At 66.0% G+C, this 23,762-nt stretch carries 21 protein-coding genes and 1 other RNA gene; 6 read left to right on the forward strand and 16 right to left on the reverse strand.

The annotated features are described in order from the left end of the window. Window positions 1-135: 135 nt before the first annotated feature. From XF30_RS30125 to rsmH, 5 genes are all read right to left on the reverse strand, one after another. On the reverse strand, window positions 136-1,518 hold the full coding sequence (locus XF30_RS30125; protein WP_109144674.1) for a UDP-N-acetylmuramoyl-tripeptide--D-alanyl-D-alanine ligase: 1,383 nt from the start codon (window positions 1,516-1,518) through the stop codon (window positions 136-138). Next, window positions 1,515-2,987 (reverse strand): UDP-N-acetylmuramoyl-L-alanyl-D-glutamate--2,6-diaminopimelate ligase, encoded by a 1,473-nt coding sequence (locus XF30_RS30130; RefSeq protein WP_109144675.1) that lies wholly within the window; start codon window positions 2,985-2,987, stop codon window positions 1,515-1,517. Before XF30_RS30130 ends, XF30_RS30125 begins: the two co-directional genes overlap by 4 nt. An 86-nt stretch (window positions 2,988-3,073) precedes the next feature. Then, window positions 3,074-4,840, reverse strand: coding sequence for a peptidoglycan D,D-transpeptidase FtsI family protein (locus XF30_RS30135; RefSeq protein WP_109144676.1), 1,767 nt, complete (start codon window positions 4,838-4,840; stop codon window positions 3,074-3,076). Further along, complete coding sequence (ftsL, locus tag XF30_RS30140) at window positions 4,837-5,229, reverse strand: cell division protein FtsL (protein ID WP_109144677.1); 393 nt, start codon at window positions 5,227-5,229, stop codon at window positions 4,837-4,839. Before ftsL ends, XF30_RS30135 begins: the two co-directional genes overlap by 4 nt. A 3-nt stretch (window positions 5,230-5,232) precedes the next feature. After that, window positions 5,233-6,222, reverse strand: coding sequence for a 16S rRNA (cytosine(1402)-N(4))-methyltransferase RsmH (rsmH, locus tag XF30_RS30145; RefSeq protein ID WP_192893287.1), 990 nt, complete (start codon window positions 6,220-6,222; stop codon window positions 5,233-5,235). 519 nt (window positions 6,223-6,741) lie between these two features. On the opposite strand from rsmH, the gene XF30_RS30150 reads away from it, so the two are divergent. Next, window positions 6,742-7,524, forward strand: coding sequence for an N-acetylmuramoyl-L-alanine amidase (locus tag XF30_RS30150; protein WP_036028390.1), 783 nt, complete (start codon window positions 6,742-6,744; stop codon window positions 7,522-7,524). 154 nt (window positions 7,525-7,678) lie between these two features. Here XF30_RS30150 and XF30_RS30155 read toward each other — a convergent pair whose 3' ends face one another. Next, the gene (locus XF30_RS30155; protein WP_109144679.1) at window positions 7,679-8,908 is read right to left on the reverse strand and encodes an RNA polymerase sigma factor; all 1,230 of its coding nucleotides are present in this window, start codon (window positions 8,906-8,908) and stop codon (window positions 7,679-7,681) included. Between the two features lie 138 nt (window positions 8,909-9,046). Further along, window positions 9,047-9,400 (reverse strand): YciI family protein, encoded by a 354-nt coding sequence (locus tag XF30_RS30160; protein ID WP_158284423.1) that lies wholly within the window; start codon window positions 9,398-9,400, stop codon window positions 9,047-9,049. 149 nt (window positions 9,401-9,549) lie between these two features. Between XF30_RS30160 and rnpB the strand changes: the two genes are divergently transcribed. Then, window positions 9,550-9,980: RNase P RNA component class A (gene rnpB / locus XF30_RS30165), an RNA gene on the forward strand. Window positions 9,981-10,182: 202 nt separating this feature from the next. Here rnpB and XF30_RS30170 read toward each other — a convergent pair. Continuing rightward, the gene (locus XF30_RS30170) at window positions 10,183-10,896 is read right to left on the reverse strand and encodes an alpha/beta fold hydrolase (RefSeq protein WP_192893289.1); all 714 of its coding nucleotides are present in this window, start codon (window positions 10,894-10,896) and stop codon (window positions 10,183-10,185) included. A 68-nt stretch (window positions 10,897-10,964) separates the two neighbouring features. Next, entirely contained in the window at window positions 10,965-11,402 is a 438-nt protein-coding gene (locus XF30_RS30175) for a DUF983 domain-containing protein (RefSeq protein ID WP_225151439.1), read from the reverse strand. Between the two features lie 79 nt (window positions 11,403-11,481). Between XF30_RS30175 and XF30_RS30180 the strand changes: the two genes are divergently transcribed. After that, a complete protein-coding gene (locus XF30_RS30180) occupies window positions 11,482-12,852 on the forward strand; it encodes an aminotransferase-like domain-containing protein (protein WP_192893290.1) in 1,371 nt (456 codons plus the stop codon). A 136-nt stretch (window positions 12,853-12,988) separates the two neighbouring features. Beyond that, a complete protein-coding gene (locus XF30_RS30185) occupies window positions 12,989-13,732 on the forward strand; it encodes a sulfite exporter TauE/SafE family protein (RefSeq protein ID WP_109145905.1) in 744 nt (247 codons plus the stop codon). Window positions 13,733-13,763: 31 nt separating this feature from the next. Here the strand turns inward: XF30_RS30185 and XF30_RS30190 are convergent, their stop codons facing one another. The 4 genes from XF30_RS30190 to XF30_RS30205 all read right to left on the reverse strand — a co-directional run bounded on the left by XF30_RS30190 (window position 13,764) and on the right by XF30_RS30205 (window position 20,292). Continuing rightward, on the reverse strand, window positions 13,764-15,164 hold the full coding sequence (locus XF30_RS30190; protein WP_109144683.1) for an MATE family efflux transporter: 1,401 nt from the start codon (window positions 15,162-15,164) through the stop codon (window positions 13,764-13,766). 55 nt (window positions 15,165-15,219) lie between these two features. After that, window positions 15,220-17,019 (reverse strand): ABC transporter ATP-binding protein, encoded by a 1,800-nt coding sequence (locus XF30_RS30195; protein ID WP_036003502.1) that lies wholly within the window; start codon window positions 17,017-17,019, stop codon window positions 15,220-15,222. A gap of 349 nt (window positions 17,020-17,368) precedes the next feature. After that, window positions 17,369-18,955, reverse strand: coding sequence for a DHA2 family efflux MFS transporter permease subunit (locus XF30_RS30200; RefSeq protein ID WP_109144684.1), 1,587 nt, complete (start codon window positions 18,953-18,955; stop codon window positions 17,369-17,371). 26 nt (window positions 18,956-18,981) lie between these two features. Next, window positions 18,982-20,292, reverse strand: a complete 1,311-nt coding sequence (locus tag XF30_RS30205) for an HlyD family secretion protein (RefSeq protein ID WP_109144685.1) — start codon at window positions 20,290-20,292, stop codon at window positions 18,982-18,984. Window positions 20,293-20,483: 191 nt separating this feature from the next. Here XF30_RS30205 and XF30_RS30210 point away from each other — a divergent pair, with 191 nt between their 5' ends. Beyond that, entirely contained in the window at window positions 20,484-21,119 is a 636-nt protein-coding gene (locus tag XF30_RS30210; protein ID WP_057026938.1) for a TetR/AcrR family transcriptional regulator, read from the forward strand. A 41-nt stretch (window positions 21,120-21,160) separates the two neighbouring features. Continuing rightward, window positions 21,161-21,502, forward strand: coding sequence for a DUF6665 family protein (locus XF30_RS30215; RefSeq protein WP_109144686.1), 342 nt, complete (start codon window positions 21,161-21,163; stop codon window positions 21,500-21,502). A gap of 18 nt (window positions 21,503-21,520) precedes the next feature. On the opposite strand, the gene XF30_RS30220 is transcribed toward XF30_RS30215, so the two are convergent. From XF30_RS30220 to XF30_RS38925, 3 genes are all read right to left on the reverse strand, one after another. Beyond that, window positions 21,521-22,102: a histidine phosphatase family protein gene (locus tag XF30_RS30220; RefSeq protein ID WP_109144687.1), complete on the reverse strand. Its 582-nt coding sequence runs from the start codon at window positions 22,100-22,102 to the stop codon at window positions 21,521-21,523. 100 nt (window positions 22,103-22,202) lie between these two features. Continuing rightward, window positions 22,203-23,420: an extensin family protein gene (locus tag XF30_RS30225; RefSeq protein ID WP_109144688.1), complete on the reverse strand. Its 1,218-nt coding sequence runs from the start codon at window positions 23,418-23,420 to the stop codon at window positions 22,203-22,205. 23 nt (window positions 23,421-23,443) lie between these two features. Then, window positions 23,444-23,762, reverse strand: a 319-nt coding sequence (locus XF30_RS38925; RefSeq protein WP_204524530.1) for a hypothetical protein, incomplete at its 5' end; no start/stop codon positions are given.

Below are 23,762 nucleotides of genomic sequence, written 5' to 3' on the forward strand. Positions count from 1 at the left end.
ACGGTCCTATGGCGCCTTTGCACGTCCAGGTGCTTCACGCGCATTCGCTGGTCTTCGTCATGGGCCGCGCGTTTCGGGAAACGGACGGCTTCCGCCGCAAAGGGTGGGATTCGGGAACGGCGTCTTCCAAGCAGTTTACGCCTTTGCCTGCAAGGCGGCCACCAGCCCCGGCACAAACTTGTTGACCCAGAACATCTTCTTGCTGCCCTTGACAACCACGACGTCGCCTGCCTTCAGCAGCTTTGCGACCTCGTCCGGCTTCAGCGTGGCGGGATCGTCGTGCCAGCCAAGACCCTTGCCCGAGGGCAATGCGTCGAACAGGTGGCGCATCAGCGGCCCGACGCAATAGATGCCGTCGATGCCGTCGAGGTGGCTGGCAAGGCCGGTGTGATAGCTCGTTGCGTCCGCGCCGAGCTCGAGCATGTCGCCGAGAATCGCGATGCGGCGGCCGCCGCTCATGTTGCGCGCCTGCAGGCTTTGCAGCGCCGCGGCCACGCTGGCCGGATTGCCGTTGAAGCTGTCGTCGATCACGGTGATGTCGCCGACCGCCTGCTCGACGCCGCGGCCGGTCATGATGCCGACGCGGTCGAGCTTGACCGCGAGCGTCGCGACGTCGAGATGCGCGGCATGAACTGAGGCGAGCGCTGCCAGCGCATTGTGCACCCGGTGCGGCGCGCCAGGGGTGAGGCTGAAGGCGATCTCCTTCCTGCCGATCGCGGCCACGACCTGCCAGCTCTCGCCGTGCGGCGCGTGCGCGACCTCGTGCACCTCGGCATGCTCGCCGCCGAAGCGCACGACCTTGCCCTTCCACTCGGAAGCCTTGATTCCGGCGGGCAGCACCAGCACGCCGTTCTCGGGCAGTCCGAGCGCGATCGATACCTTCTCGCGCCGGATGGCTTCGAGCGAGCCGAGCTTTTCCAGATGCACCGGCTGGACGTTGACGACGAGCGCGACGGTTGGCTGCGTGAGCTCGCTGAGACGGGCGATCTCGCCCTTCTGGTTCATGCCCATCTCGACGACCCAGAGGCTGGCGTCCCGCCTGGCATTGCACAGCGTCAGCGGCACGCCCCAGAAATTGTTGAAGCTCGAGGGGCTCGCATAGGCGTTCGGATAGGCGGCGATGAATTCCTTGGTGCTGGTCTTGCCGGCGCTGCCGGTAAGCCCGATCACCGGGCCGTTGAAGCGCGCGCGTGCGGCGCGCGCGAGGCCCCAGAGGCCGTCGATCAGCGTGTCCTTGACCACGATCTGGGGGATGCGGATGCCCGCGATCTCGTGCGGCACGATCATCGCCACTGCGCCTGCGGCTTCCGCCTTGTCGGCGAACTCCCAGCCGTCGCGCGCGCTGGCGAAAGCCGAGATGAAGCCGCCGCTCGGCGTGCCGCTCAGCGCAACGAACAGGCTGCCCGGCTTCACCAGCCGACTGTCCTGGGTGACGAAGTCTATTGCCGTGTCCGGGAAAGATCTCGTAACACCAAGCGCGCGCGCGACCTCGGCAACCGTCCATATTGGCCCGCTCATGCAACCCTCGACGCTAGTGCGGCGGCGACCGCCTCGTGATCACTGAAAGGCAGAACCTCGCCGCCGACGATCTGCCCGGTCTCGTGGCCCTTGCCGGCGATGAGCAGCGCATCGCCCTCCTGCAAGTCCTCGATCGCGGCACGGATCGCTTCGGCGCGATCGCCGATCTCGCGGGCGCCCTTTGCGGCAGCGAGGATCGCGGCGCGGATCGCTTCCGGCTTCTCGCTGCGCGGATTGTCGTCGGTGACGATGACGGCGTCGGCGTTCGCCGCCGCGATCTCGCCCATGATTGGACGCTTGCCGGCATCGCGGTCGCCGCCGGCGCCGAATACGACGACCAGCTTGCGCTTCGCATAAGGCCGCAGCGCCTGCAGCGCCTTCGCGAGCGCATCGGGCTTGTGCGCGTAATCGACGAAGATCGGCGCCCCGTTGCGTTCGCCGACGCGCTCGAGCCGGCCCTTGGCGCCTTCGAGATGTTCGAGGCTCGCAAACACGTTTTCAGCATCGCTGCCCGTGCCGATGGCCAGGCCGGCCGACACCAGCGCATTCTCGATCTGGAATTCGCCGACCAGCGGCAGCCGGATCGCGTAAGCCCTGCCGCGATGTTCGACCGTGAGCTTTTGCGAGAAGCCTTCGACCACGGCCTCCGTGACGCGAATGCCCTCGCCGGCGCCATCGCCGTTGCGGCCCACCGCCATGACGCGCAGGCCGCGCGATGTCGCCGCATCGATCGCCTCCGCCGAGCAATCATGATCGGCCGAGATCACCGCCGCGCCATCAGGCGGCACCAGCTCGCGGAACAGGCGGAGCTTAGCCGCGAGGTAATGCGCAACGGTCGGATGGTAATCCATGTGGTCGCGCGAGAGATTGGTGAAGCCGCCGGCCGAGACGCGCACGCCGTCGAGGCGATATTGGTCGAGCCCGTGCGAGGACGCCTCGAAGGCGAGATGCGTGACGCCCTCGCGCGCGATCTCGTCGAGCTGCCGGTGCAGCGCGATCGGATCCGGCGTGGTCAGCGAGCCATAGACCGTGCGCTTTTGCGATACGAGACCGATGGTGCCGATGCTGGCGGAGGCGTGCCCAAGCCGCTCCCAGATCTGGCGCGTGAACGCGGCGACCGAGGTCTTGCCGCTGGTTCCGGTCACCGCGGCAATCGTCGCGGGCTGTGCCGGGAAAAATCTGGCCGCGGCAAGTGCCAACGCGCGGCGTGGATTGGCGACAGCGATGAACGGCACCTTGCAGGCGGCCGGTGCGTGGTCGCCGACGACGGCCACCGCGCCCGCCGCAATCGCGGCATCGACGAAGCGGGCGCCGTCGGTCTTGCTGCCTGCGAGCGCGAAGAAGAGATTGCCCGGCTTGACCACGCGGCTGTCGAGCGCAAGGCCGCTCACCTCGAGCGCCGCAGCGGCGGGCTCGATCGCGGCATCATTGCCCTTGACATCCTGACCCAAGAGGTCGCGCAGCTTCATGGTGTTCCAGTCGACATGCCGTGCCGGAAAGCCGAATCCTCCGGGGAAAATCCCGACTCAGCAGCGGCGATGGCCCACCCGGTTGATTACTGGGTTGTCCTGGATGCTGCAAGAATAAGGCGCTCCGCAGGCGGCAGCTCGAACCGCGGCTCGACCCCCAGAAGCGGCGCGATCCGCTCGATCACCTTGCCGCCGGTCGGCACCGCGTTCCAGCCCGAGGTGATGAAACCGTGCGTTTCGGGCAGTGCCTGCGGCTCGTCCAGCATGATCAGGACGTGATATTTGGGATCATCGCAGGGCAGGATGGCGGTGAAGGAATTGAGCACGCGCTTCTTGGCGTAGCGGCCGTTGACGACCTTCTCGGACGTGCCGGTCTTGCCGCCGACGTAGTAGCCCTTGACGTCCGCCTTTCTCGCCGAACCGACTTCGGCATTGAGCCGCATCAGGAACCGCATCTTGTCGCTGGTCTCCGGCTTGATGACGCGCTTGGCCATCGCCATGGCTTCGGATTCGCTGCGCTTCAGGAATGTCGGCGGAATCAGATGGCCGCCGTTCACCAGCGCGTTGATGCCCATCACCGCCTGCAGCGGTGCCACCGACAGGCCCTGGCCGAACGCGGCGGTGACCGTGTTCAGCTCGCTCCAGCGCCGCGGCAGCAGCGGCGCCGCGCTCTCCGGCAATTCGGTGCGCAGCCGCGTCGTCTGGCCCAGCTTGGCGAGGAACGCCTTGTGCGCCTCGACACCCTGGTTGAGCGCAATCCGTGCCGCCCCGATGTTGGAGGAATAGGTGAACACTTCCTTGGTGTTGATGAAGCGCCCGACCGGATGGCTGTCGTGGATCGTGAACTTGCCGTAATGCAGGTTTCCGCGCGCGTCCCACATCGAGTTCAGATTGATCTTGCCGGAATCGAGCCCCATCGCCAGCGTAAACGCCTTGAAGGTCGAGCCCATCTCGTAGACGCCGGTGGTGAGGCGGTTGATGCGATCGGGGTCGTGCGCTTCCTTCGGATTGTTGGGATCGAAGTCCGGCAGCGAGACCATCGCCACGATCTCGCCGGTCTTGACGTTGGAGACGATGCCTGAGGCGGCCTTGGCGCGGAACTTGTCCTTGGCCTTCAACAGCTCGTCGCGCAGCGCATGCTCGACCCGCAGATCGACCGCGAGCTCGATCGGCTTCTGCAACCGGTCGGTGGCAAAGCCGGCGCGGTGGAGGTCGGCGAGCCCTTGATTGTCGAGCCACTTCTCGAGGCCGGCGATGCCCTGGTTGTCGATATTGACGAGACCGATGAGGTGAGCGACCTCGTTGCCGGTCGGATAGACGCGCTTATTCTCGCGCAGGAATCCGATACCGGGAATGCCGAGCTTGTGGACGGCCTGCTGCTGCGCCGGCGTGACCTCGCGCTTGAGCCAGACGAAGCCCTTGCGTGTCCTCAGGCGCTCGCGCACCTCGGCCTCGTCGAGGTCGGGAATGGTCGCGGTGAGGAGCTCGATCGCCTCGTCCTTGTCGATGATGCGGCGCGGCTCGCCGAACAGGCTCGCCGCCTTGACGTCGGTCGCAAGGATGGCGCCGTTGCGATCGACGATGTCGGGCCGCGCGGTCGCAACCACCTCCTGCGCTGCGGCGCGGCGCGCGCTGTGGGCGTCGGCGCCGATCGCGAACATCACGAGCCGCCCGCCGATCAGGGCATAGACCGAAGCGAAGGCGAGCATGGCGAGGCCGACACGCGCGCGCGCCTTCGCGGCGCGATCGACGTTGCGCCCGTAGAGCAGGCTTCGGATCAGCCGCCGCCGCCACGGCTCAGTCGGCTTTTCGGCCAGCTTTTGGGCGGGTTTTGCAGGCGTTGCCGGGTTCATTGCTTGTCCTCGCGCTGAGGCACGGAGCCCGTCACCGTGTCGGGATCGCTCGCGGCTTCGATGGTCTTGAGCATGGCCCCGATCGGATCGGGCTCGCCCGGCCTGAACATCCGCGGCGGACGCTCCGGCAGATTCTTCAGCGAATCATATTGCGTGCCGTTGACCGGCTTGAGGTGCAGATGCCGGTCGGACAGGCCTTGCAGGCGATGGGGCGCATCGAGCTTAGCCCATTCGGCCCGCAGCGCCGCGATCGCATCGCGCTGCTCGCGGATCTCCGCACGCAGCCGCAGCACCTTCTCGGTGCGCGCCGTGGAGTCCATCTTGATCCGGTAGACATGGGCGGCTGCGAAGATCAGCGCCCCGATGACGAGGAGGTGGATGATGCGCATGCGCTAGCCGCCCCTCATCACGTCGGCGAGCTTCGGCCAGGACGATGCCTCATCAGTCTCATGCGCCGGCGCCGAGCTGCGCTCGGCCGCGCGCAGCTTTGCCGAGCGCGCGCGCGGATTGTGCGCAACTTCGTCCTCGCCGGCGACGACCGGCCGCCGCGTCAGCAGCTGGAAGCTCGGCGCAACCTGCGCGACTTCCGGCAGATGCCGCGAGCCACCGCCGGTCTTCGAACGCTCGGCGAGGAAATTCTTGACGATGCGGTCTTCCAGCGAATGGAACGAGACGACGACGAGGCGGCCGCCGGGCTTGAGCACGCGCTCGGCCGCAGCGAGCGCGGTCTGGAGCTCCTCGAGCTCCTCGTTGACGAAGATGCGCAGCGCCTGGAACGTCCGTGTCGCCGGGTGAATGTCGCCGGGCTTCGATCGCACCACCCTGCCGACGAGATCGGCGAGCGCGCGCGTGGTCGTGAACGGAGTTTCCTGCCGGTCCGCCACGATGGCGCGGGCGATGCGACGCGAATGCCGCTCCTCGCCGAAGAGATAGATGATGTCGGCGAGATCGCCTTCCGAGGCGCGCGCGACGATTTCGGCCGCGGTCGGCCCTGTCTGCCCCATCCGCATGTCGAGCGGACCGTCGAGGCGGAAGGAGAAGCCGCGGCCGGCCTGGTCGAGCTGCATCGAGGACACCCCGACATCCATCACGACGCCGTCGACGCCATCGACGCCTTGCCCCGCGCAGACTTCGGCGAGGTTGGAGAAGCGGTCCTCGACCAGCGTCAGCCGGCCCGCGGCGCGTTCGACCAGTTCGGCGCCGCCGGCAATCGCGGTGCGGTCGCGATCGATGGCAATCAGTCGGGTTCCCGGCACGTCCAGGATCGCGCGGCTATAGCCGCCGGCGCCGAACGTGGCATCGACGTAGACGCCGCCCTCGCGCGGGGCGAGATGCGCGATGGCCTCACGGCCAAGAACGGGGATGTGCGGAACCGAACTCATGCGCGACGCCTGCCGGCCGCCGGCCGAGATACCCAAGCGGAATCGAGGCCGAACAAGCCCATAACGCCTCGAATCATTGCGCGTCGCGGCGGTTCCACGACAAAGCCCTCGTCCAGCATGGTTACCGAGCCCGATCGTCCCGGGCCACAAACCCAGTGTTCCCAGCGGAATTTGTCGGGCAGCCATGGGATTTCGAGCCAAAATACGCTTTGGCCGCCTCCGGACGCGGGTCGGCTCTTCATCTCTCAGTAACGGCCCTTAGCGTTAAGAAAGCGTTGCTCGGTTCGTGACAAGTGAAAAAGGTGACGAGGGGAGTGATGCGTCATCCACACACATTGCCAAAATGAATCCGTTAACCGCGTCGCGCGATTGCGCGCGATGGAGGGTAAAGGAATAGTAAAGAGAAGGGCTTGCCCCACTCTCCGTCCGTTTGAGCTGCTCATGCCCTCGGGTTCGTCCACGGCTGGATCTGATTCGAAGCGTCAACGCGTTCTCCCGGTTCCCAAGACCGTGGCGGGCCTGCGCACCTTCGAGCCCGATTCCTCGATCGTCTCCGACATCATCCCCTCCCCGAACCATGGCGAGCGCAACAAGGGACGGCAGCCGGACATGATCGTGCTGCACTACACCGGCATGCCCGACGTCGAGGGCGCGCTGGCGCGCCTGTGCACCGCCGGCACCGAAGTGTCGGCGCATTATGTCGTGCTGGAGGACGGCCGCATCGTGCAATGCGTGCCTGAGGCCAAGCGTGCCTGGCACGCCGGCGTCTCCTCTTGGGCCGGCGAGGACGACGTCAACTCCTGCTCGATCGGAATCGAGATCATCAATCGCGGCCATGACTGGGGCTATCCGGAGTATCCGCTGCGCCAGATTGCCGCCGTGATCGCGCTGTGCCGCGGCATCATGCTCCGCCGCAAGGTGCCGGCGCACCGGGTGCTCGGCCATTCCGACGTCGCGCCCGCCCGCAAGAAGGATCCCGGCGAGAAATTTCCGTGGCATTCGCTGGCCAATTCCGGCGTCGGCCACTGGGTGACGCCCGCGCCGATCGTGCGCGGTGAGACTCTAATGCTCGGCACCATCAGTGACGCGGTGCTGAGCATGCAGCAGGCGCTCGCAAGGTACGGCTATGGCGTGCCCCTGAACGGCAAGTACGACGCTGCGACAATGGAAGTCGTCACCGCCTTCCAGCGCCATTTCCGCCCGGCGCGGCTGGACGGCGTCGCCGATCACTCGACGCTGTCGACCTTACAGGCGCTGCTGTCGAGCCTGCCGGCGGAAGGAACGCCGGTGGCGTCGAAGTGACGGAGTAGCCGTACACGCCGTCATTGCGAGGAGCTCTTGCGACGAAGCAATCCAGACTGTCTCTACGATGACAGTCTGGATTGCTTCGCGGAGCCTGTCATCGGGCCGCGCTTCGCGCGGACCCGTTGGCTCGCAATGACGGCGTGTGAGGCTCCTACCCCATCTCCCTCATCCTTCGCGCATAGAGCCTTCGCAACGGCTCGAGCTGCGTCGCCGCCGTCGCTGCACGATAGGCCTCGCGCGCCTCCTCCATCCTGCCGAGCCGCCGCAACAGATCCGCGCGCACGGCGGGCAACAGCTCATAGCCGCGAAGCCCGCCGCGCGCGGCGATCGCATCGACGAGATCGAGCGCTCGTGCCGGCCCATCGACCATCGACAGCGCCGCGGCGTGATTGAGCTCGATCACGGGCGACGGATTGATGCGCAGCAGCACCTCGTACAGCCGCGCAATCTGCGGCCAGTCGGTCTCCTCGAAGCTCGGCGCACGCGCATGCAGCGCCGCGATCGCGGCCTGCACCGCATAGGGTTGTGGCCGGCCCGGCACGCGCAGCGCGTGCTCCACCAGCCGCAGCCCCTCGTCGATCTGCGCGCGGTGCCACAGCGAGCGGTCCTGCTCTTCGAGCAGGACGATGTCGCCGGCCGGCGTCTGTCGCCCGGCGCGGCGCGCGTCGTGCAGCAGCATCAGGGCCAGCAGGCCCTTGATGCCGGCGCGGTCGGGCATCAGCCGGTTCAGCAGGCGGCCAAGCCGGATGGCTTCGCTCGCCAGATCAGGCCGCATCAAGTCCGCGCCCTCGGTTGCGACATAGCCTTCGGTGAAGACGAGATAGATCACGGCGAGCACGCCATCGAGCCGCGGCGCCAGCATCTCGCGTTCCGGCACCTCATAGGGGATTCCGGCAAGCCTGATCTTCTGCTTGGCGCGGACGAGCCGTTGCGCCATCGCCTCCTCGCCGACGAGGAAGGCGCGCGCCACCTGCATTGTCGACAGTCCGCACACGGTGCGCAGCGTCAGCGCGACCTGCACCTCGGGCGCGAATGCGGGATGGCAGCAGGTGAAGATCAGCCGCAGCATGTCATCGTCGAGCGTTGCTGTCGGCTCGTCCGGGCCCAGCGCGTTGAGCTCGAGCTCGTGCACCAGCGCCTGCTGCTTGCCGCGGAAGACAGCCTGACGGCGGATGCGATCGATCGCCTTGTGCTTGGCGACGTTGACGAGCCAGGCGCGCGGATTGTCGGGGACCTCACACGCCCAGCGTTCCAGCGCGACCGCGAACGCATCCTGCAGCGCGTCCTCGGCGAGATCGAAATCGCCGACGAGACGGATCAGCGTGGCTAGCGCCCGCCCCGCCTCGTCGCGGAAGATTTTGTCGATCTCGCCAGGGGTCATGTCACGCGATCACCCCCCTCTCGTCATTCCGGGGCGCGGCAAAGCCGCGAGCCCGGAATCCATAACCACGATTCGGGGATATGGATTCCGGGCCTGCGCCTTGCGGCGCATCCCGGAATGACGAAGGTGAGAGAGCCGTCACTTCTCATAGACCCAGATCGGCCGCACCTCGATCGAGCCGATGCGTGCGCTCGGAATCCGCGCCGCGATCTCGATGGCGGCGTTGAGATCCTTGGCTTCGATCAGGTAATAGCCGCCGAGCTGCTCGCGCGTTTCCGCGAACGGACCATCGGTCGTCAGCGTCTTTCCGTCGCGCACGCGCACCGTTGTCGCGGTCGTGGTCGGCTGCAAGCGGTCGCCGGCCTTGAAATTGCCGTTCTGGATGATGTCTTGCGTGAAGGATTGATAGTCGGCCAGGATCTTCTGGCTGGTCGCCGCGTCGATCTTCGCGTACTCGACCTCGTTCTGATAGATCATCAGCAGATATTGCATTGCTTCACTCCTGTGTTCGGCTGTGTTGCCGACAACCAGTCGAACGGGCGGCGCGCCAAACGACATCTTCAGGATAAAATATTTCGGGCGGGCCGTGCGCGGCGATATCGGCTTGACGAAACCGTCACAAATGCCCCATGCGTTATCAGTCAGTCGGCCGGACGGCCGCTCCGGCAGGTGCCGAAAGGCCGCCGGGGAGGAAAGTCCGGGCTCCCTTGACATGCGGTGCCGGATAACGTCCGGCGGGGGTGACCCCAGGGAAAGTGCCACAGAGAATGAACCGCCCGCCTTCGCCCTTCGGGGCTTCGGCGCGGTAAGGGTGAAAAGGTGCGGTAAGAGCGCACCGCGGGTCCGGCAACGGAGCCGGCATGGCAAACCCCACCGGGAGCAAAACCGAATAGGGACGGCTTAAGCGGGCTGTTCGCGAAAGCGATAACGCCGCGGGGCGATGTCAGGCCCGCCGTCCGGGTAGGTTGCTCGAGGCCGTGTGCAAACATGGTCCCAGAGGAATGGCCGTCACGTATCGTTCGCGCAAGCGGACGGTGCCCTACAGAACCCGGCTTACAGGCCGGCTGATGTGCGACGAGGGGTTCGGTGCCAACGCATCGGACCCCTCACCATTTTGGCCGATCACCTCGCCAGCCAACCGCCGTCATTCCGGGGCTCGCGAAGCGAGAGCCCGGAATCCATCAGGCGGCCGGCGCGGAGGAGAAATGGATTCTCAGATGCGCAATTGCGCATCGTAGCTCGTGCTGCGCACGCCCCGGAATGACGGCTGCGACCTATGCGACGATCTCGTCCAACACCGCCATCAACGCCTCCGGCGCCGTCACATTCGGCGCGTGGCTGGCGTCGAGCTCGACATAGCGCCAGCCCTCCTCGCTCTTCGTGCGCTGGGCAAACTGCCCGAACACATCGCCGGGCGGAAGGCGCGTGCAGTAGATGTAGCTGCGCGGCATCGCCGGCTCGCCATGTTCGAGCCTCAGGCGCGTCTCGAAGCACTTGATCGGCATCGGAACACGGCGCGCGTTGAGCCAGTCGAGATCGGCCGGCGAGGTGTCCGGCGGCGGCGGGTTCGGAGGGATGCGATAGCCGTCGCCCGAGCTGACTGCCTTGCGCATCGGCTCGCGCCCGCCCTCGTTGAGGTCGAACAGCGACTGGCCGTCACGCGGCACGAAGGCGTCGAGATAGATCAGTTGCGTTACGCGCTCGCGCGCGCGGTCGGCGACGCCGGTCGCAACCATGCCGCCATAGCTGTGCCCGAGCAGGACGATGTCGCTGAGGTCCTCGAAAGCGATGACGTTGAGGATGTCCTGGATATGGGTGCCGAGATCGACCGACGGATTGGCAAGATGCGCGCGCTCGCCGAGCCCGGTGTAGGTCGGCGCCACCAGGCGGTGGCCGGCCTGCACCATCAGCGGGTGCATCTTCTTCCAGGCCCATCCGCCGGACCATGCGCCGTGACAGAGCAGGAAGGTCTTCGCGCGCGGGGCCATCGGCGTTTCCATCGTTCTTGCTTGATACGATGGAGTGTAGCGGCATGCCGCGCGATGTAAACGCCGCCTCAGGCGGCGCGCGTGTCCTTCACCAGCACCGGCGCAAGCTCGCCGGCCTCGCGCCGCAGCTTGCCCGCCTCGAAACCGTGCATGCCGAGCTGCCATTGCAGGCCGACGATGGCGCCCTTGGTCGGTTGCAGCAGCGCGAGGGAGGCGAACAGCGTCACCGGCAGCCACACCGCGAGCTGCAGCCATTCCGGCGGCGCGTAGGCGGTCTCGACCGCGAGGATTGCCGGCACCACGAGATGGCCGACCACCACCATCACGAGATAGGCGGGAAAATCGTCGGCGCGCTGGTGGAACAGCTCCTCGCCGCAATGGTCGCAAGCCTGCGTCACTTTCAGGAAGCGGCCGAACATGTGCCCTTCCCCGCAATTCGGACATCTGCCGCCGAAGCCGCGCCACATCGCCTTGGCCAGAGAGACCGTCGCCAGAGAGACAGACATGACCACACCTCTTCCTTTTCGATGATCCATGCAATAATATCTTGCATCCATACATTCAAAGGTTATGGGCCTGGATTGCATGGAATGGATCCCTACAATCTCGGAGCTTTCGGGCCCGCGCTACCAGCGCATCGTCGACGCCATGGAGGCCGACATTGCCGCCGGCAGGCTGGTGCGTGGTCAGCAGCTGCCGACGCAGCGCGCCCTGGCAAAGGCCCTCGGCATCGACCTCACCACGGTGACGCGCGCCTACACCGAGGCGCGGCGCCGCGGCATCATGGAAGCCAGGGTCGGACAGGGCTCGTTTGTCTCGGAGACCAGCGCGCGGCGCGCGGTTGACCTGCCGCACCCGGTCGCGATCGACCTGTCGATGAACGTGCCGCCGCACCCGCTGGAGGCGCAGCTCGACGAGCGCATCATCGCCGGGCTCGAAGCCCTCCGCGCGCAATCGGGCCTGACGGCGTATCTCAACTACCAGCCGCCCGGCGGCAGCGCGCATGAGCGCGAGGTCGCGACGCGCTGGATGCGCGCCCGCGTTCCGCATGCACAGGCCGACCGGCTGGTGATCTTTCCCGGCGCTCAGACGATCCTCTTCAACCTGCTCGCCCATCTTGCGCGACCCGGCGACACCGTACTGACCGAAGCGCTCACCTTCCCCGGCATCAAGGCCGCCGCGGCACTGCTCGGTGTCAAGCTCGTCGGTGTCCCCATGGATGAGGACGGCATCCTGCCGGATGCGCTGGCAAAGGCGTGCCGCGTGCATACGCCGAAAGCCGTCTATCTCATTCCGACGCTGCACAATCCGACCACGGCGACGCTTTCCGCCGAGCGGCGCGGCACTATTGCGAAGATCATCCGCGATGCCGGCACCATCCTGATCGAGGACGATGCCTACGGGCTGCTCGACCGCTCGGCCTCGCCGATCGCGAACCTCATTCCGGAGCGGACTTATCTTGCAACGACGCTGTCAAAATGCATCGCGCCGGCGCTGCGTGTTGCCTATCTGGTGACGCCCGACAGCGGCGCCCAGCGGGACATGCGCACCTCCTTGCAGGCGACCGTGCAAATGCCGGCGCCCTTGATGGTCGCGCTGGTGACGCATTGGATCGAAAACGGCATCGCCGATCGCATCATCAGCGCCATCCGCAACGAAGCGGTCGGGCGCCAGCAGCTCGCGCAACGCGCGCTGAAAGGCTTTCAGTTCCTCGCCAGGCCCGCGGCGCATCATCTCTGGCTGCGGCTGCCGGAGGAGCGGCCCGATCTTGCCGCACATCTGCTGCGGAACGGGCTTGCCGTCGTCGCCGGCGATGCCTTCACCGTCGACGGGGCACCGCCGCATGCGGCACGCGTCTCGCTCGGCGCGGCCCGAAACAGATCGGAATTGACGGAAGCGCTGCGTATCCTGGTCGGCGCGCTGCACAAGCCTGCCGATACGAGGCAGATCGTCTAGTCTTTGACGATCGCGGCGCTGGAAAGCCGCAGATCACGCTTGCATGCGGCATGGATTGACCTCGATGCCGGCAGGCATGTTATGCGAGCCGTGCGATCAACCGTTCAGGGTCGCCCCTTGCGACAAGGACAATCCGTTGGAAACGCTCACCTACGTCCTGCTGCTGCTCGGCGCGCTCGCCGGCGGCTTCGTCTCGGGACTGGCCGGCTTCGGCACGGCGCTGATGGCACTCGGCATCTGGCTCTACGTGCTGCCGCCCTCGCTCGCGGTGCCCCTGGTGCTGATCTGCTCGGTCATCGCGCAGACCTCGACGCTGCCCTCGATGTGGAAGAATTTCGATCTCTCGCTGGTCTGGCCGTTCCTGATCGGTGGACTGATTGGCGTGCCGCTCGGGACCATGATGGTCGCCTCCGCGGACCCGGAGGTGTTCAGGCTGAGCGTCGGCGTGCTGATCCTGATCTTTTCGAGCGCACTGTATCTGAACAAGAGGCCGCTCGCGATCAAGATCGGCGGCCGGATCGCAGACGGTGCGATCGGCTTTGCCGGCGGCATTCTGGGCGGACTTGCCGGATTGTCCGGCCCGCTGCCGATCCTGTGGGCCAACATCCGCGGCTGGAACAAGCACGAGCGGCGCGGCATCTTCCAACTCTTTAACTTCACGGTGCTCGCCACCGCGCTGGTGTTGCAGACGGCATCAGGTCTCGTCGCCCTCAAGGTGGTCTGGCTCGCGGCCGTCGCGTTTCCGGGCACGCTGATCGGCGCATGGGCGGGCGCGCGCGTCTACCATGCGCTGAACGACAAGCATTTCGGCGATGTCGTGCTCGGCCTCTTGTTTCTGTCGGGCCTGACGCTCGTCTGGAACAGCCTTGGCGCGGATTAAAGCGCCGCGAACTCGCGGGAGGTCACTTTCGCTACGCGGGAGCACGGGCGGAAGGCGCGACCGGCTTGGCTTCCATCGTCTCCGCGGCCTGGTCCCGCGGCGCGAAGCGCTTGCCGAACTCGCGGCGCAGCAGCCATAGGCTCAAGCCGGCCTGCAGCGTCGTCGCCGCGATCGAAAGATACCAGACGTGCTCGATGCGGAATCCGGGTCGCGTCGACAGCCAGAGCACCGGCAGCGAATAGGTGAGCACGCGCGTCATCGAGCTCAGCAGCACAGGCTTGGTGTTGCCGAGGCCCTGGAACATGCTCGAGCAGGTGAAGATGAGACCCTGCGCCACCATGTTGAGCGAGATGATCCGCAGGAATAGGTAGGCGATCTCCATCGTCTCCCGGTCGTTGGAGAATCCGGCCAGCAGCAGCTCCGGCTTCAGCTGCGCGAGGATCATGAAGCCGACCGCCACGATGGAGGTGATCAGCACCGATTTGACAAAAGTCTCTCGCACCCGCGCGGCGTCGCCAGCGCCGAAATTCTGGCCGGCGATTGGCCCGGCCGCCAGTGCAACCGCGAGCGCCGGCATCTGGATGAGGGCGAGGACGCGCTGACCGATACCGAATCCTGCCTGTGCCGCCGCGCCGAAGTCGCGCAGCACGTAGTAGACTACCGCCATGAAGATAAACATCATTGCGAACTCGCCGCCGGCCGGCAGACCGACATTGAGGATGCGCTTGAAGTGGCGTGGTTGCGGACGCCACTGCACCGGATTGAATGCAACGTAGCGCTCGACCTTGCGAAAATACGCCAGCAGCATCAGGACGCCGGCGCCCACCGCGATCGTGCTCGCCAGTCCGGCGCCGGCAACACCGAGCGGATAACCCGTGCCCCAGCCGGAGATCAGGACCGGCGCCAGTGCAATGTTGATGATGACGGCAAGGACCCGCACCAACATGGCGGGGCGCACGATGCCGGTCGCGCTGAGCGCGGAGGCAATGACTTGCATGACGAATTCCAGCGCGAGCGCCGGCATGAACCACAACAGATAAGTGGTCCCCGCCTCGATCGTGGCCTGGTCAGCGGCGATCGAACGCATGTAAAGACGCGACAGCACCGCTCCCGTGACCAGGGCCAGCAGGCCGAACAGCACCGACAGCGCGACCGCCTGATTGAAGATCAGATTGGCGTCCCGCCGGTCCTTGCGTCCCACCGCATGCGCAATCAGCGCCACCGTCCCAACGCCGAGCACCTGTATCAGGCCGTTGACGAGAAAGCCGGCATTGCCCGCCGCGGCCACGCCTGCCACTGCGGCATCGCCCAGCCCCGACACAAAGTAGAGATCGACCAGCTGGCAGATCATGATCGAGATCATGCCGGCCATGATCGGCGGCGCCATGCTCAGGATGTGGCTAGCGATGGAGCCGCGCGTCAGGTCTTTCATCTCATTCCATCCCTCGACGCCGTGACGGCGGGACTTCGCCCCGCCGCCGCGCGCCTCACTCCGCTGCTGCGATCTGTCCGAGCTCCACCACCTGACGCTCGAACAGGCCGCGATAGATGCCCCCTTGCTTGGCTGCGAGCACCGTATGCGTGCCCTGCTCGACGATCTCGCCGCGGTCGAACACCAGGATGCGATCGAGGCTCCTCACCGTCGACAGCCGGTGCGCGATCACGATCGAGGTGCGCCCCTTCATCAGTCGCTCCATCGCCTCCTGGATCAGCGCCTCCGATTCCGAATCGAGGCTCGAGGTCGCCTCGTCCAGGATCAGCACCGGCGCATCCGCCAGGAAGGCGCGCGCCAGCGCGACGCGCTGCCGCTCGCCGCCCGACAGCTTGACGCCGCGCTCGCCGACCAGCGTGCCGTAGCCCTTCGGCAGGCGCAGGATGAAGTCATGCGCGTTGGCGAGGCGGGCCGCCTGCTCGATCGCTTCAAGGCTGGCACCGGGCCGGCCATAGGCGATGTTCTCGGCGAGCGTGCGGTGAAACAGGATCGGCTCCTGCTGCACGATCGCGATCTGGCTGCGCAGCGATTGCTGCGTGGCGAGCGCGATATCCTGCCCGTCGATCAGCACGCGGCCGCCGGTGACGTCGTAGAGCCGCTGCACCAGCTTGACGAAGGTGGTCTTGCCGGAGCCGGAGCGGCCGACCAGGCCGACCCGCTCGCCGGCGCGGATCCTGACCGACAAGCCGTCGTACAGCGGCACGCGATGGCCGCCATAGTGGAACGTGACGTCGTCGAACACGATCTCGCCGCCCTCGATCGCGATCGGCCGCGCGTCGGCCGCATCGGCAATGCCGATCGGCTCGTCATGGATCGCCACCAGCTCGTCCATGTCGTTGACCGAGCGCTGGAGGTTGTTGATGTGCATGCCGACGTCGCGCAAATAGGCGTGGATGATGTAGTAGCTGGTCAGCACATAAGTGACGTCGCCGGGCGAGGCGTGACCTGACATCCACAGCAGCACCGATCCGCCGATCACGGACGCGCGCAGGCACAGCAGCAGCGAGAGCTGCGACATCGCCGTGTAATTATAGCGGTACCAGGTCCGCCGCACGCGCACGCGCCAGCGGTTGATGACACCGGCGAGCCGCGTGTCCTCGCGCGACTCCGCGCCGAACGACTTCACCACCGCATTGCAGGTCAGCGCGTCCGCCAGCGTGCCGCCGACCTTGGTGTCCCAGGCATTGGAGACGCGGGCGGCCGGCGCGATGTAGCGGGTCGAGAGCACCACCGTGATCGTGACGTAGAAGATCGCCCCGATCGCGATCACCACGCCGAGCGAGGCCCAGTGCATCCCGATCAGGATCATCGAGCCCACCAGCACCAGCAGCGAGGGCGCCAGCGCCATCAGGATGGTGTCGTTGAGCAGGTCGAGCGCCCACATGCCGCGAGTGATCTTCCGCACCGTGGAGCCGGCAAAGGAGTTCGCATGCCAGTCGGTCGAGAAGCGCTGCACGCGGGTGAATGCCTCTTGTGCGACGTCCGACATGGTTTTGAGCGTGAACGGCACGATCGCCTGCAACCCTGCGAGCCGCAGCACCACCGAGGCCGCGCCCAGCGCCACGATGGCGCCGAACGCGACCAGCGCGGCATGGCGCGCATCGGGATCGGACGGTCCGCGGGTCAACGCATCGACCAGATGTCCGGAGAAGACCGGCATGAACAGGTCGGCGACGGTTGCGCCCAACAGGCCGCCGGCCACGACGAGGCCGCGCACCGGCTGCTTCAGCCAGTGCCGGAAGACGAAGGGCAGCACCACGCGAATGGCGGCGGGCTTCTTTGACAGAGCGGTCATGGCATCATCCGGCCGCTTCGCGCGGGCCGGCTCCATCGATGGACGCGAGTCGGCCCGAAGGCCGCGACGGCGTCACGTAAGACTGACTTTGACTTGGGAAACGAAGCGATCGGGACGCTTGGCCAAAACCTTGGCCCAATCGAAGCTGGCGGAAGAGGCCTCTAACAGGCCGCGTACATACCGAGCCAGAACGTGATCGAGGTCATCATCGAGCGCGGGCGTACGATCTGCGATTGCGACGACATCATGCAAATCTCTCCCCGGTTCGAATGAATGAGGTGCGCTTTATAGATGTGTCGCCAGCCGATTGCAACGGGGCTCGCGCGAGATCACGCACGAGTGTTGCAAATTAGTGCGCGTCGCCGGCCGCGCCGAACGGGGAAGCCGGCTTGTTCAGCAGCGCGACCAGCAGGCTGAGACCGAGATAGAACAGCGCCAGCATGAGGAAGACATCGCCGAAGCTCATCACTACCGCCTGACGATGCACGATCTGGCTGAGCTGCTTCATCGCCATCAGCGCGGAATCGCCGAGCCCCTGGAACTTCTGCATCAACATGGTCAGGGTTTCAGTCGCGGTCGCGTTGCCCCAGGTCACCCGCTCCTGCAGGCGGACGATGTGCAGGTCGGTGCGTTCGTTGAGCACGGTGTTGATGACGGCGAGGCCGACCGCGCCGCCGAGATTGCGCATCAGGTTGAACAGGCCGCTCGCGTTCTTCACCTTCTCGGGCGCGAGCGTGCCGAGCGCGATGTTGTTGGTCGGCACCATCGCGAACATCATGCCGATGCCGCGCAGGATCTGCGGTACCAGCAGCTCGTAGAAATCGTATTCGCGCGTGATAAAGGTCATCTGGTAGGAGCCGATCGCGAACACGATGAGGCCGAATGCGATCATGTAGCGCATGTCGACCTTCGCCATGAGCCGGCCGACCAGCGGCGCGACCAGGAACATGGTGATGCCGGAGACGAACATGGTCTCGCCGATCATCAGCGCGCTGTAGCCGCGCACTTCGGCGAGATAGCGCGGGTAGATGTAGGTCAGGCCGTAGAGGCCGATGCCGATGCAGAATTGCAGCGTGCATCCGACGGCGAAATTGCGATCGGAGAAGGTGCGCAGATTGACGATCGGCTCGGCCGCCGTGAACACGCGCCAGAAGAAGGCGATCGCCGAGAGACCGCTGATCCAGGCGCAGATCGCGACCGACGTGTCCTGCATCCATTGATGTTGCGATCCTTCCTCCAGCACGTATTCCAGCGTGCCGAGGAAGCTCGCCATGAACAGCAGGCCCCACCAGTCGAAGCGGTCGAGCAATTCGAAATGCGGCTCGTCGAAATCGACCAGCGCCAGCACACCTAATGTAATGCCGATGCCGGGCACGACGTTGATGAAGAACAGCCAGTTCCACGACATCAGATCGGTGATGTAGCCGCCGACCGTCGGCCCGATGGTCGGGGCCAGCGTCGCGACGAGGCCGATGATGGGTCCGACGATGTGGAATTTCGTGCGCGGGAAAACCGTGTAGGCCGAGGCGAACACGGTCGGGATCATGCCGGCGCCGAGAAAGCCCTGCAGCGCACGCCAGAGGATCATCTCCTCGATCGTCGTGGCGAAGCCGCAAAGCAGGCTTGCGGCCGTGAAGCCCGCCGCCGAGATCGCGAACAGCAGCCGCGTGCCGAAGGCGCGCGACAGGAAGCCCGACAGCGGGATCGCGATCACCTCGGCGATCAGATAGGCAGTCTGAACCCAGGACACCTCGCTGGAGCTCGCCGACAGCCCGGCCTGGATTTCGCTCAAGGAGGCCGAGACGATCTGGATGTCCAGGATCGACATGAACATCCCGAACACCATGATGATGAACGCGAACAGCCGCTTCGGCGCAATGCGCTCCGAAGCGGGATCCGCCATCATGTCGGGCGAAGCGGTGGTGGCGGTGGCCATCGTCGATCTCGCAGTGCTTGGGTTGGCTACTGCGGATGGACCGTGGGATCGTCGAGATCGACCTCGCTGTCGGCGTCGGCGGCGCCCTTGTTGGTGTCGACGGTGGCGTAGACCGACATGCCGGCGCGGAGCAGGTTCTGCCTCGCCACCGATTTGGGCACGCGAATGCGGACCGGCACGCGCTGCACGATCTTGGTGAAATTGCCGGTGGCGTTGTCAGGCGGCAGCAGCGTGAATACCGAACCCGCGCCGGCCGCGATGCTGTCGACCACGCCGGAAAACTTGCGCATGCCATAGGCATCAACCTTGATCGTCACCGGCTGTCCCGGGCGGATGCGCTTGAGCTGCGTCTCCTTGAAATTCGCATCGATATAGACCTCGTCCAGCGGCACGATGTTGCCGAGGCGCTGGCCGACCGCGACGAGGTCGCCGGTGTTGACCAGGCGGTTCGAGAACGTGCCGTTGACCGGCGCGCGCACCAGCGTGAAGCCGAGGTCGCGCTCGGCCTTTGCCAGCGTGGTCTTGAGCTCGGCAAGCTGGGCCTGCGCTTCGGCCTGCTGCGCCCTGGCGACGTCGACATTGCTGACGGCGACCTCGTAGGCGGCCTTTGCAGCCTTGACCGCGGCGGCGCCCTGGTCGCGTCCGGCTTCCGAGCTTTCGAAGGTGGCGCGCGAGGCAAAGCCCTTGCTGCTCAGCGCCTGCTGGCGCTCGTAATCGAGGTCGGCGCGCTTGAGGCCCGCTTCGGCGGAGACGAGCTGCGCCTTGGCCTGGGCGACCTGGCTGTCGAGTGCGGCGACCTGGCGGCCGATGCGATCGATGGTGGTCTGCTGGGTCGCGATCTTGGTCGCGGCGGCTTCGACCGCGATCTTGTAATCGCCGTCGTCGATGCGGAAGATGATGTCGCCGGCCCGGACCGGCGTGTTGTCGCCGGCGAGGATCGAGGAGATGTGGCCGGCAACGCGCGCGCCGAGCATGGTGTTGTTGGCGCGGACATAGGCATCGTCAGTCGAGATGTAGAAGCGGCCGACCAGCGTGTAATAGCCGGCATAGCCCGCAACGGCGAGCGCGAGCGCGAGGCCGACGCCGGTCAGCACGAATTTGCGCCTGCCGGATTTGGGCGCAGCGGCGGCGGGCGCTTCTGCCGCGGTTGCCGGCGGCTTGTCGGTCGCCGGACTCTCCGGCGCCTCGCGGGTCGGACGCTTCGTTTCCTCAGCGACATGAGGGCGCAACTGCTCGGCAGGGAGTGCGGATGCCTCGGAGACAGCATCACCACCCGCCTGGTCCTCCACCGCTTCCTGGCGAAGGACGCGAGCCGTCTGGTCTCTCGATGCGGCCATCCAGGCCTCCCCAAAAACGCAACCGAGGGCGCCCGCTGCTGCGGGCGGTCTCCTCGCTGGACCTCAAATACCATTGACCGAACGGTTCGGTCAATATAGAGATCGTGTCCTGCAGACCTTACTGCCGCGAAGCCTTCGTTGGCGTTTCATGGCCCTGATCCGAACCAAAAAGCTTCCGAGACCCTAAACCAATGGTTGTAGCTGCCGGCGAACAATTGCACGTCGTCCCGGACGAGGACAATTCCAAGCGCCGCCAGATTCTGGACGGTGCCCGCAAGGTGTTCATGGATCTTGGCTTCGACGGCGCCAGCATGGGCGAGATCGCCCGCGCCGCGCAGGTCTCCAAGGGCACGCTCTACGTCTATTTCGCCGACAAATTCGCGCTGTTCGAAGCCATCGTCGAACAGGAGGCGCTCCAGCATGGCCAGGTCGTGTTCAGTTTCGATCCCGAGCGCGAGGCCGAGACCACGCTGAAGGAGTTCGGCCTCGCCTATCTTCACCTGGTCTGCCGCCCCGGTGGCGGATCCGCGATCCGCACCGTGATGGCGATCGCCGAGCGCATGCCTGATGTCGGCCGCCGTTACTATGCGCGCGTGCTGGACAAGAGCATCAAAAGCCTCTCCGCTTATCTGAAGGCCCGCGTCGCCTCGGGCGATCTCGCGATCGACGATTGCGATCTCGCCGCCTCGCAGTTCATGGAGCTCAGCAAGGCCTCGCTGTTCCTGCCCTTCGTGTTCCAGGCGGCGCCCGCGCCGTCGGAACAGCGCATGAGTGCGGTGGTCGAGAGCGCAACGCGGATGTTCCTGGCGGCGTATAAGGCGAAGTAGCCGCGCGTTGCGCCTGCGGGCCGGGCGGCTATATTGCGGCCATGTCTCGTGATCTTCGCCCGCCGGTCGACATCCTCCACTACGAGATCGTCCAGGAACAGGCTTCCGCGCTTGGACGGATGGGCCGCGCCCTCGAACAGAGCCTGTCGCGCTTGCGCGAGTTCGACGCCGCCCACGCAGCGACCGATGTGCCGGAAGCGATGCAATCGGCCAGGCGCAAGCTGGTGCTGGAAGCCGGCCAGGCGCTTTGGATGTTCGTGGTGCAACGCGAGGCGTCCGGATTGCGCGACAGCCGCCACATCATGCGCACCTACAACGTCCCGGGTGAAGTGCAGCGCTGCATGGGATTGGCACCCGCGCCGCGGAAGCCGACCGCCGGATGAACTCCGGCTCCGCTGAGCTCAAGTCCCGACTTCTTCCATTGCGCGCCACCCGTGCAGGACGCGCCGCCCCTCCCGCGCGAACGCAAAGCAGTTGCCGCCGCCGGCGGGCTGATCGTGGATGCGGGCGATGGGATGGCCCGCAATGTGGCAGAACAGCAGCGTGCCGACTGCGCCGTGGCCGACGAACAGGACGTCGCCGGGACGATGTCGCGCCAGCACCGCCTCAGCCTCGCGCACGATCCGCGCCTGTGCATCCGCGGCACGCTCCCAGCGGCGCACGCTGAGATGAGGCGCGGCGAAGAACTGGTCGGCGACGGCTTCGAACTCGGCCGGCTTCAGGAAGCCGGTCGCCGAACGGTCGTTCTCGTGCATGGCCTCGCGGATCTCGATCATCAGTCCGAGACGAGCGGCAATGATGTCGGCGGTCTCGATCGCCTTCCGCTCGCCGCTGGAGACGATCTGCGTCGTGCTTGCGAGCCAGCCTGCATTCGCCAAAGCTTCGGTGCGCGCGCGACCCACCGCGCTCAGGCCCCATTGCGGCACCGGCACATCGGGATCGATTTGCACCTGCGGGTGGGTGAGATAGCGGACGATAGACATTGCCTTTGACGCGATCGTAGCCCGCATGGAGCGAAGCGGAATGCGGGGACAGTTTTTCCCGGATTGCGCTTCGCTCCATCCGGGCTACTGGCAAATCGGGCTATTCGTCGATGTAGTCGTCGTCTTCCCGCTTGTGCATCGTGCTCTTGCGAGCACCGAGCGAACCGGTCACCGACGGCTCGCGCCCGCTCGCATAGGGTCTGCGCGATTGCGCGCGCGAGGCGACCTCTTCGCCCGACACCGCGGCCGGCTGGCAGATCAGGCGGCGGCTGGCGCGGCGCATCAGATCGACATGGATGTGATCGTAGTGAAAGACGTTGGAGCCCGGCGCCAGCACGGTCGTGAAGTGCGCGCAGGCCCCAGCCTGCACGTCGCGCAGGAAGCCCTGCTCTTCCGGCATGCCGCGCCAGCCGTCCTTGATGGTGATGCGGCGGCCGTCGGCGAGCACGAAGGCGGAAATGTCGAGGGCGTTGCCGAAGGCGTGCTCCGAAATATGGGCCCGCGAATTGCCGTTCATCCCGCGGCAGGAATAGGCGGAGATCTGCTTGATCTCGGCGACGCGCACGCCGAACCAGCGCATCGCCGACGGCTGCACCGTGTCGGCGAGCCAGCGGTCGAGCTCGGACACGATCGGACAGGCGAGCGTCGCGGTCGGCTTGATCGCGACGGGACCGACGCTCGTGACGGGATTACCCTGCGCAGGACCAAGACGCGGCAGCGGCTGCTGCGCCGGCGCCTGCGAGTAAGGCGCCGGACGAGCCGGATAGCTCGGTGTGTTCATGTAGCGCGCCGCCCCCGCGGCATCGGTGCCCTCCGGCGGCAGATCGATCTCGTCCTCCTGCGCGGCCACGCCGGGTGCGTTGAGCGACATCGGCCCGGACGACGTGCCGTAGCCGGCGGGCTGGCGCACCGCGCTCTCGGGATAGTTCGAGCGCTGCGGATAGGACGATGCCGGATAGGACGATGTTGGATAGCCTTGGCTCTGCGGATAATTCGACTGCGGCTGCACCGGCCAACGCGGCTGGTTGCCGATGCTGCCGGGCGGACGCAGCGCCTCGTCGGCAAAGCCATAGGTGCCGGAGGCTTCGCCGATGGCGGCGACCTTGAGCGGAAACTCGGCGCCGCAGCTGCCAGGCCCGGAGATCGGGTCGATGCGGACGATGTCCGCACTTTCCTTGACTGCGCCCGATTTCAGGCATGCGGCTTCTGCCTCGGCCCGCCAGGGTTCGCGTTCGGCCTGGAAGAAGCCGCGACCGCAACCCGCTAGCGAAACAAGGACGATGGAGCCGACGAGATACAAACGAACTCCGCGCGTCATGCACGCACGTTCGATGAATTTACTTAAAGACTCTTCAACGTGTTGATTTCAGTGTTCTTTAACCATACCGGGCGCGGCGGCACCGGTTGCTGCCGATGACGAGCGACAGCGAGCCTGACTTTTTCGAAAAGAGACTTTCTGTTAACCATAAGGGCTGCGCGCCAAGCAGCGCGCACCGAGGGAGCGACCTCATGACGTTCGCCGGCAGATTGAGCGTGATCACCGCCTACCTCGCCATGGCCTTCGTCGGCGCCATCGTGCTCGGGATGATTTAGACTCAAAGCACACAGTGACTCTCTTCCCTTCTCCCCTTGTGGGAGAAGGTGGCGCGCGAAAGCGCGA

This window comes from Bradyrhizobium sp. SUTN9-2 (assembly GCF_003122645.1).
In the GTDB taxonomy this organism is placed as follows: Bacteria; Pseudomonadota; Alphaproteobacteria; order Rhizobiales; family Xanthobacteraceae; genus Bradyrhizobium; species Bradyrhizobium yuanmingense.

What these genes read in the sequence shown, in the direction of transcription:
- XF30_RS30210 (WP_057026938.1), top strand. Translation starts at nt 20,484, where the DNA reads ATGGTTGTAGCTGCCGGCGAACAATTGCACGTCGTCCCGGACGAGGAC.
- XF30_RS30220 (WP_109144687.1), bottom strand. Translation starts at nt 22,102, where the DNA reads ATGTCTATCGTCCGCTATCTCACCCACCCGCAGGTGCAAATCGATCCC.
- XF30_RS30170 (WP_192893289.1), bottom strand. Translation starts at nt 10,896, where the DNA reads ATGGCCCCGCGCGCGAAGACCTTCCTGCTCTGTCACGGCGCATGGTCC.
- XF30_RS30200 (WP_109144684.1), bottom strand. Translation starts at nt 18,955, where the DNA reads ATGGCCACCGCCACCACCGCTTCGCCCGACATGATGGCGGATCCCGCT.
- XF30_RS30190 (WP_109144683.1), bottom strand. Translation starts at nt 15,164, where the DNA reads ATGAAAGACCTGACGCGCGGCTCCATCGCTAGCCACATCCTGAGCATG.
- XF30_RS30195 (WP_036003502.1), bottom strand. Translation starts at nt 17,019, where the DNA reads ATGACCGCTCTGTCAAAGAAGCCCGCCGCCATTCGCGTGGTGCTGCCC.
- XF30_RS30180 (WP_192893290.1), top strand. Translation starts at nt 11,482, where the DNA reads ATGGAATGGATCCCTACAATCTCGGAGCTTTCGGGCCCGCGCTACCAG.
- XF30_RS30175 (WP_225151439.1), bottom strand. Translation starts at nt 11,402, where the DNA reads ATGTCTGTCTCTCTGGCGACGGTCTCTCTGGCCAAGGCGATGTGGCGC.
- ftsL (WP_109144677.1), bottom strand. Translation starts at nt 5,229, where the DNA reads ATGCGCATCATCCACCTCCTCGTCATCGGGGCGCTGATCTTCGCAGCC.
- XF30_RS30130 (WP_109144675.1), bottom strand. Translation starts at nt 2,987, where the DNA reads ATGAAGCTGCGCGACCTCTTGGGTCAGGATGTCAAGGGCAATGATGCC.
- XF30_RS30135 (WP_109144676.1), bottom strand. Translation starts at nt 4,840, where the DNA reads ATGAACCCGGCAACGCCTGCAAAACCCGCCCAAAAGCTGGCCGAAAAG.
- XF30_RS30160 (WP_158284423.1), bottom strand. Translation starts at nt 9,400, where the DNA reads ATGCAATATCTGCTGATGATCTATCAGAACGAGGTCGAGTACGCGAAG.
- XF30_RS30215 (WP_109144686.1), top strand. Translation starts at nt 21,161, where the DNA reads ATGTCTCGTGATCTTCGCCCGCCGGTCGACATCCTCCACTACGAGATC.
- XF30_RS30205 (WP_109144685.1), bottom strand. Translation starts at nt 20,292, where the DNA reads ATGGCCGCATCGAGAGACCAGACGGCTCGCGTCCTTCGCCAGGAAGCG.
- rsmH (WP_192893287.1), bottom strand. Translation starts at nt 6,222, where the DNA reads ATGAGTTCGGTTCCGCACATCCCCGTTCTTGGCCGTGAGGCCATCGCG.
- XF30_RS30225 (WP_109144688.1), bottom strand. Translation starts at nt 23,420, where the DNA reads ATGACGCGCGGAGTTCGTTTGTATCTCGTCGGCTCCATCGTCCTTGTT.
- XF30_RS30125 (WP_109144674.1), bottom strand. Translation starts at nt 1,518, where the DNA reads ATGAGCGGGCCAATATGGACGGTTGCCGAGGTCGCGCGCGCGCTTGGT.
- XF30_RS30155 (WP_109144679.1), bottom strand. Translation starts at nt 8,908, where the DNA reads ATGACCCCTGGCGAGATCGACAAAATCTTCCGCGACGAGGCGGGGCGG.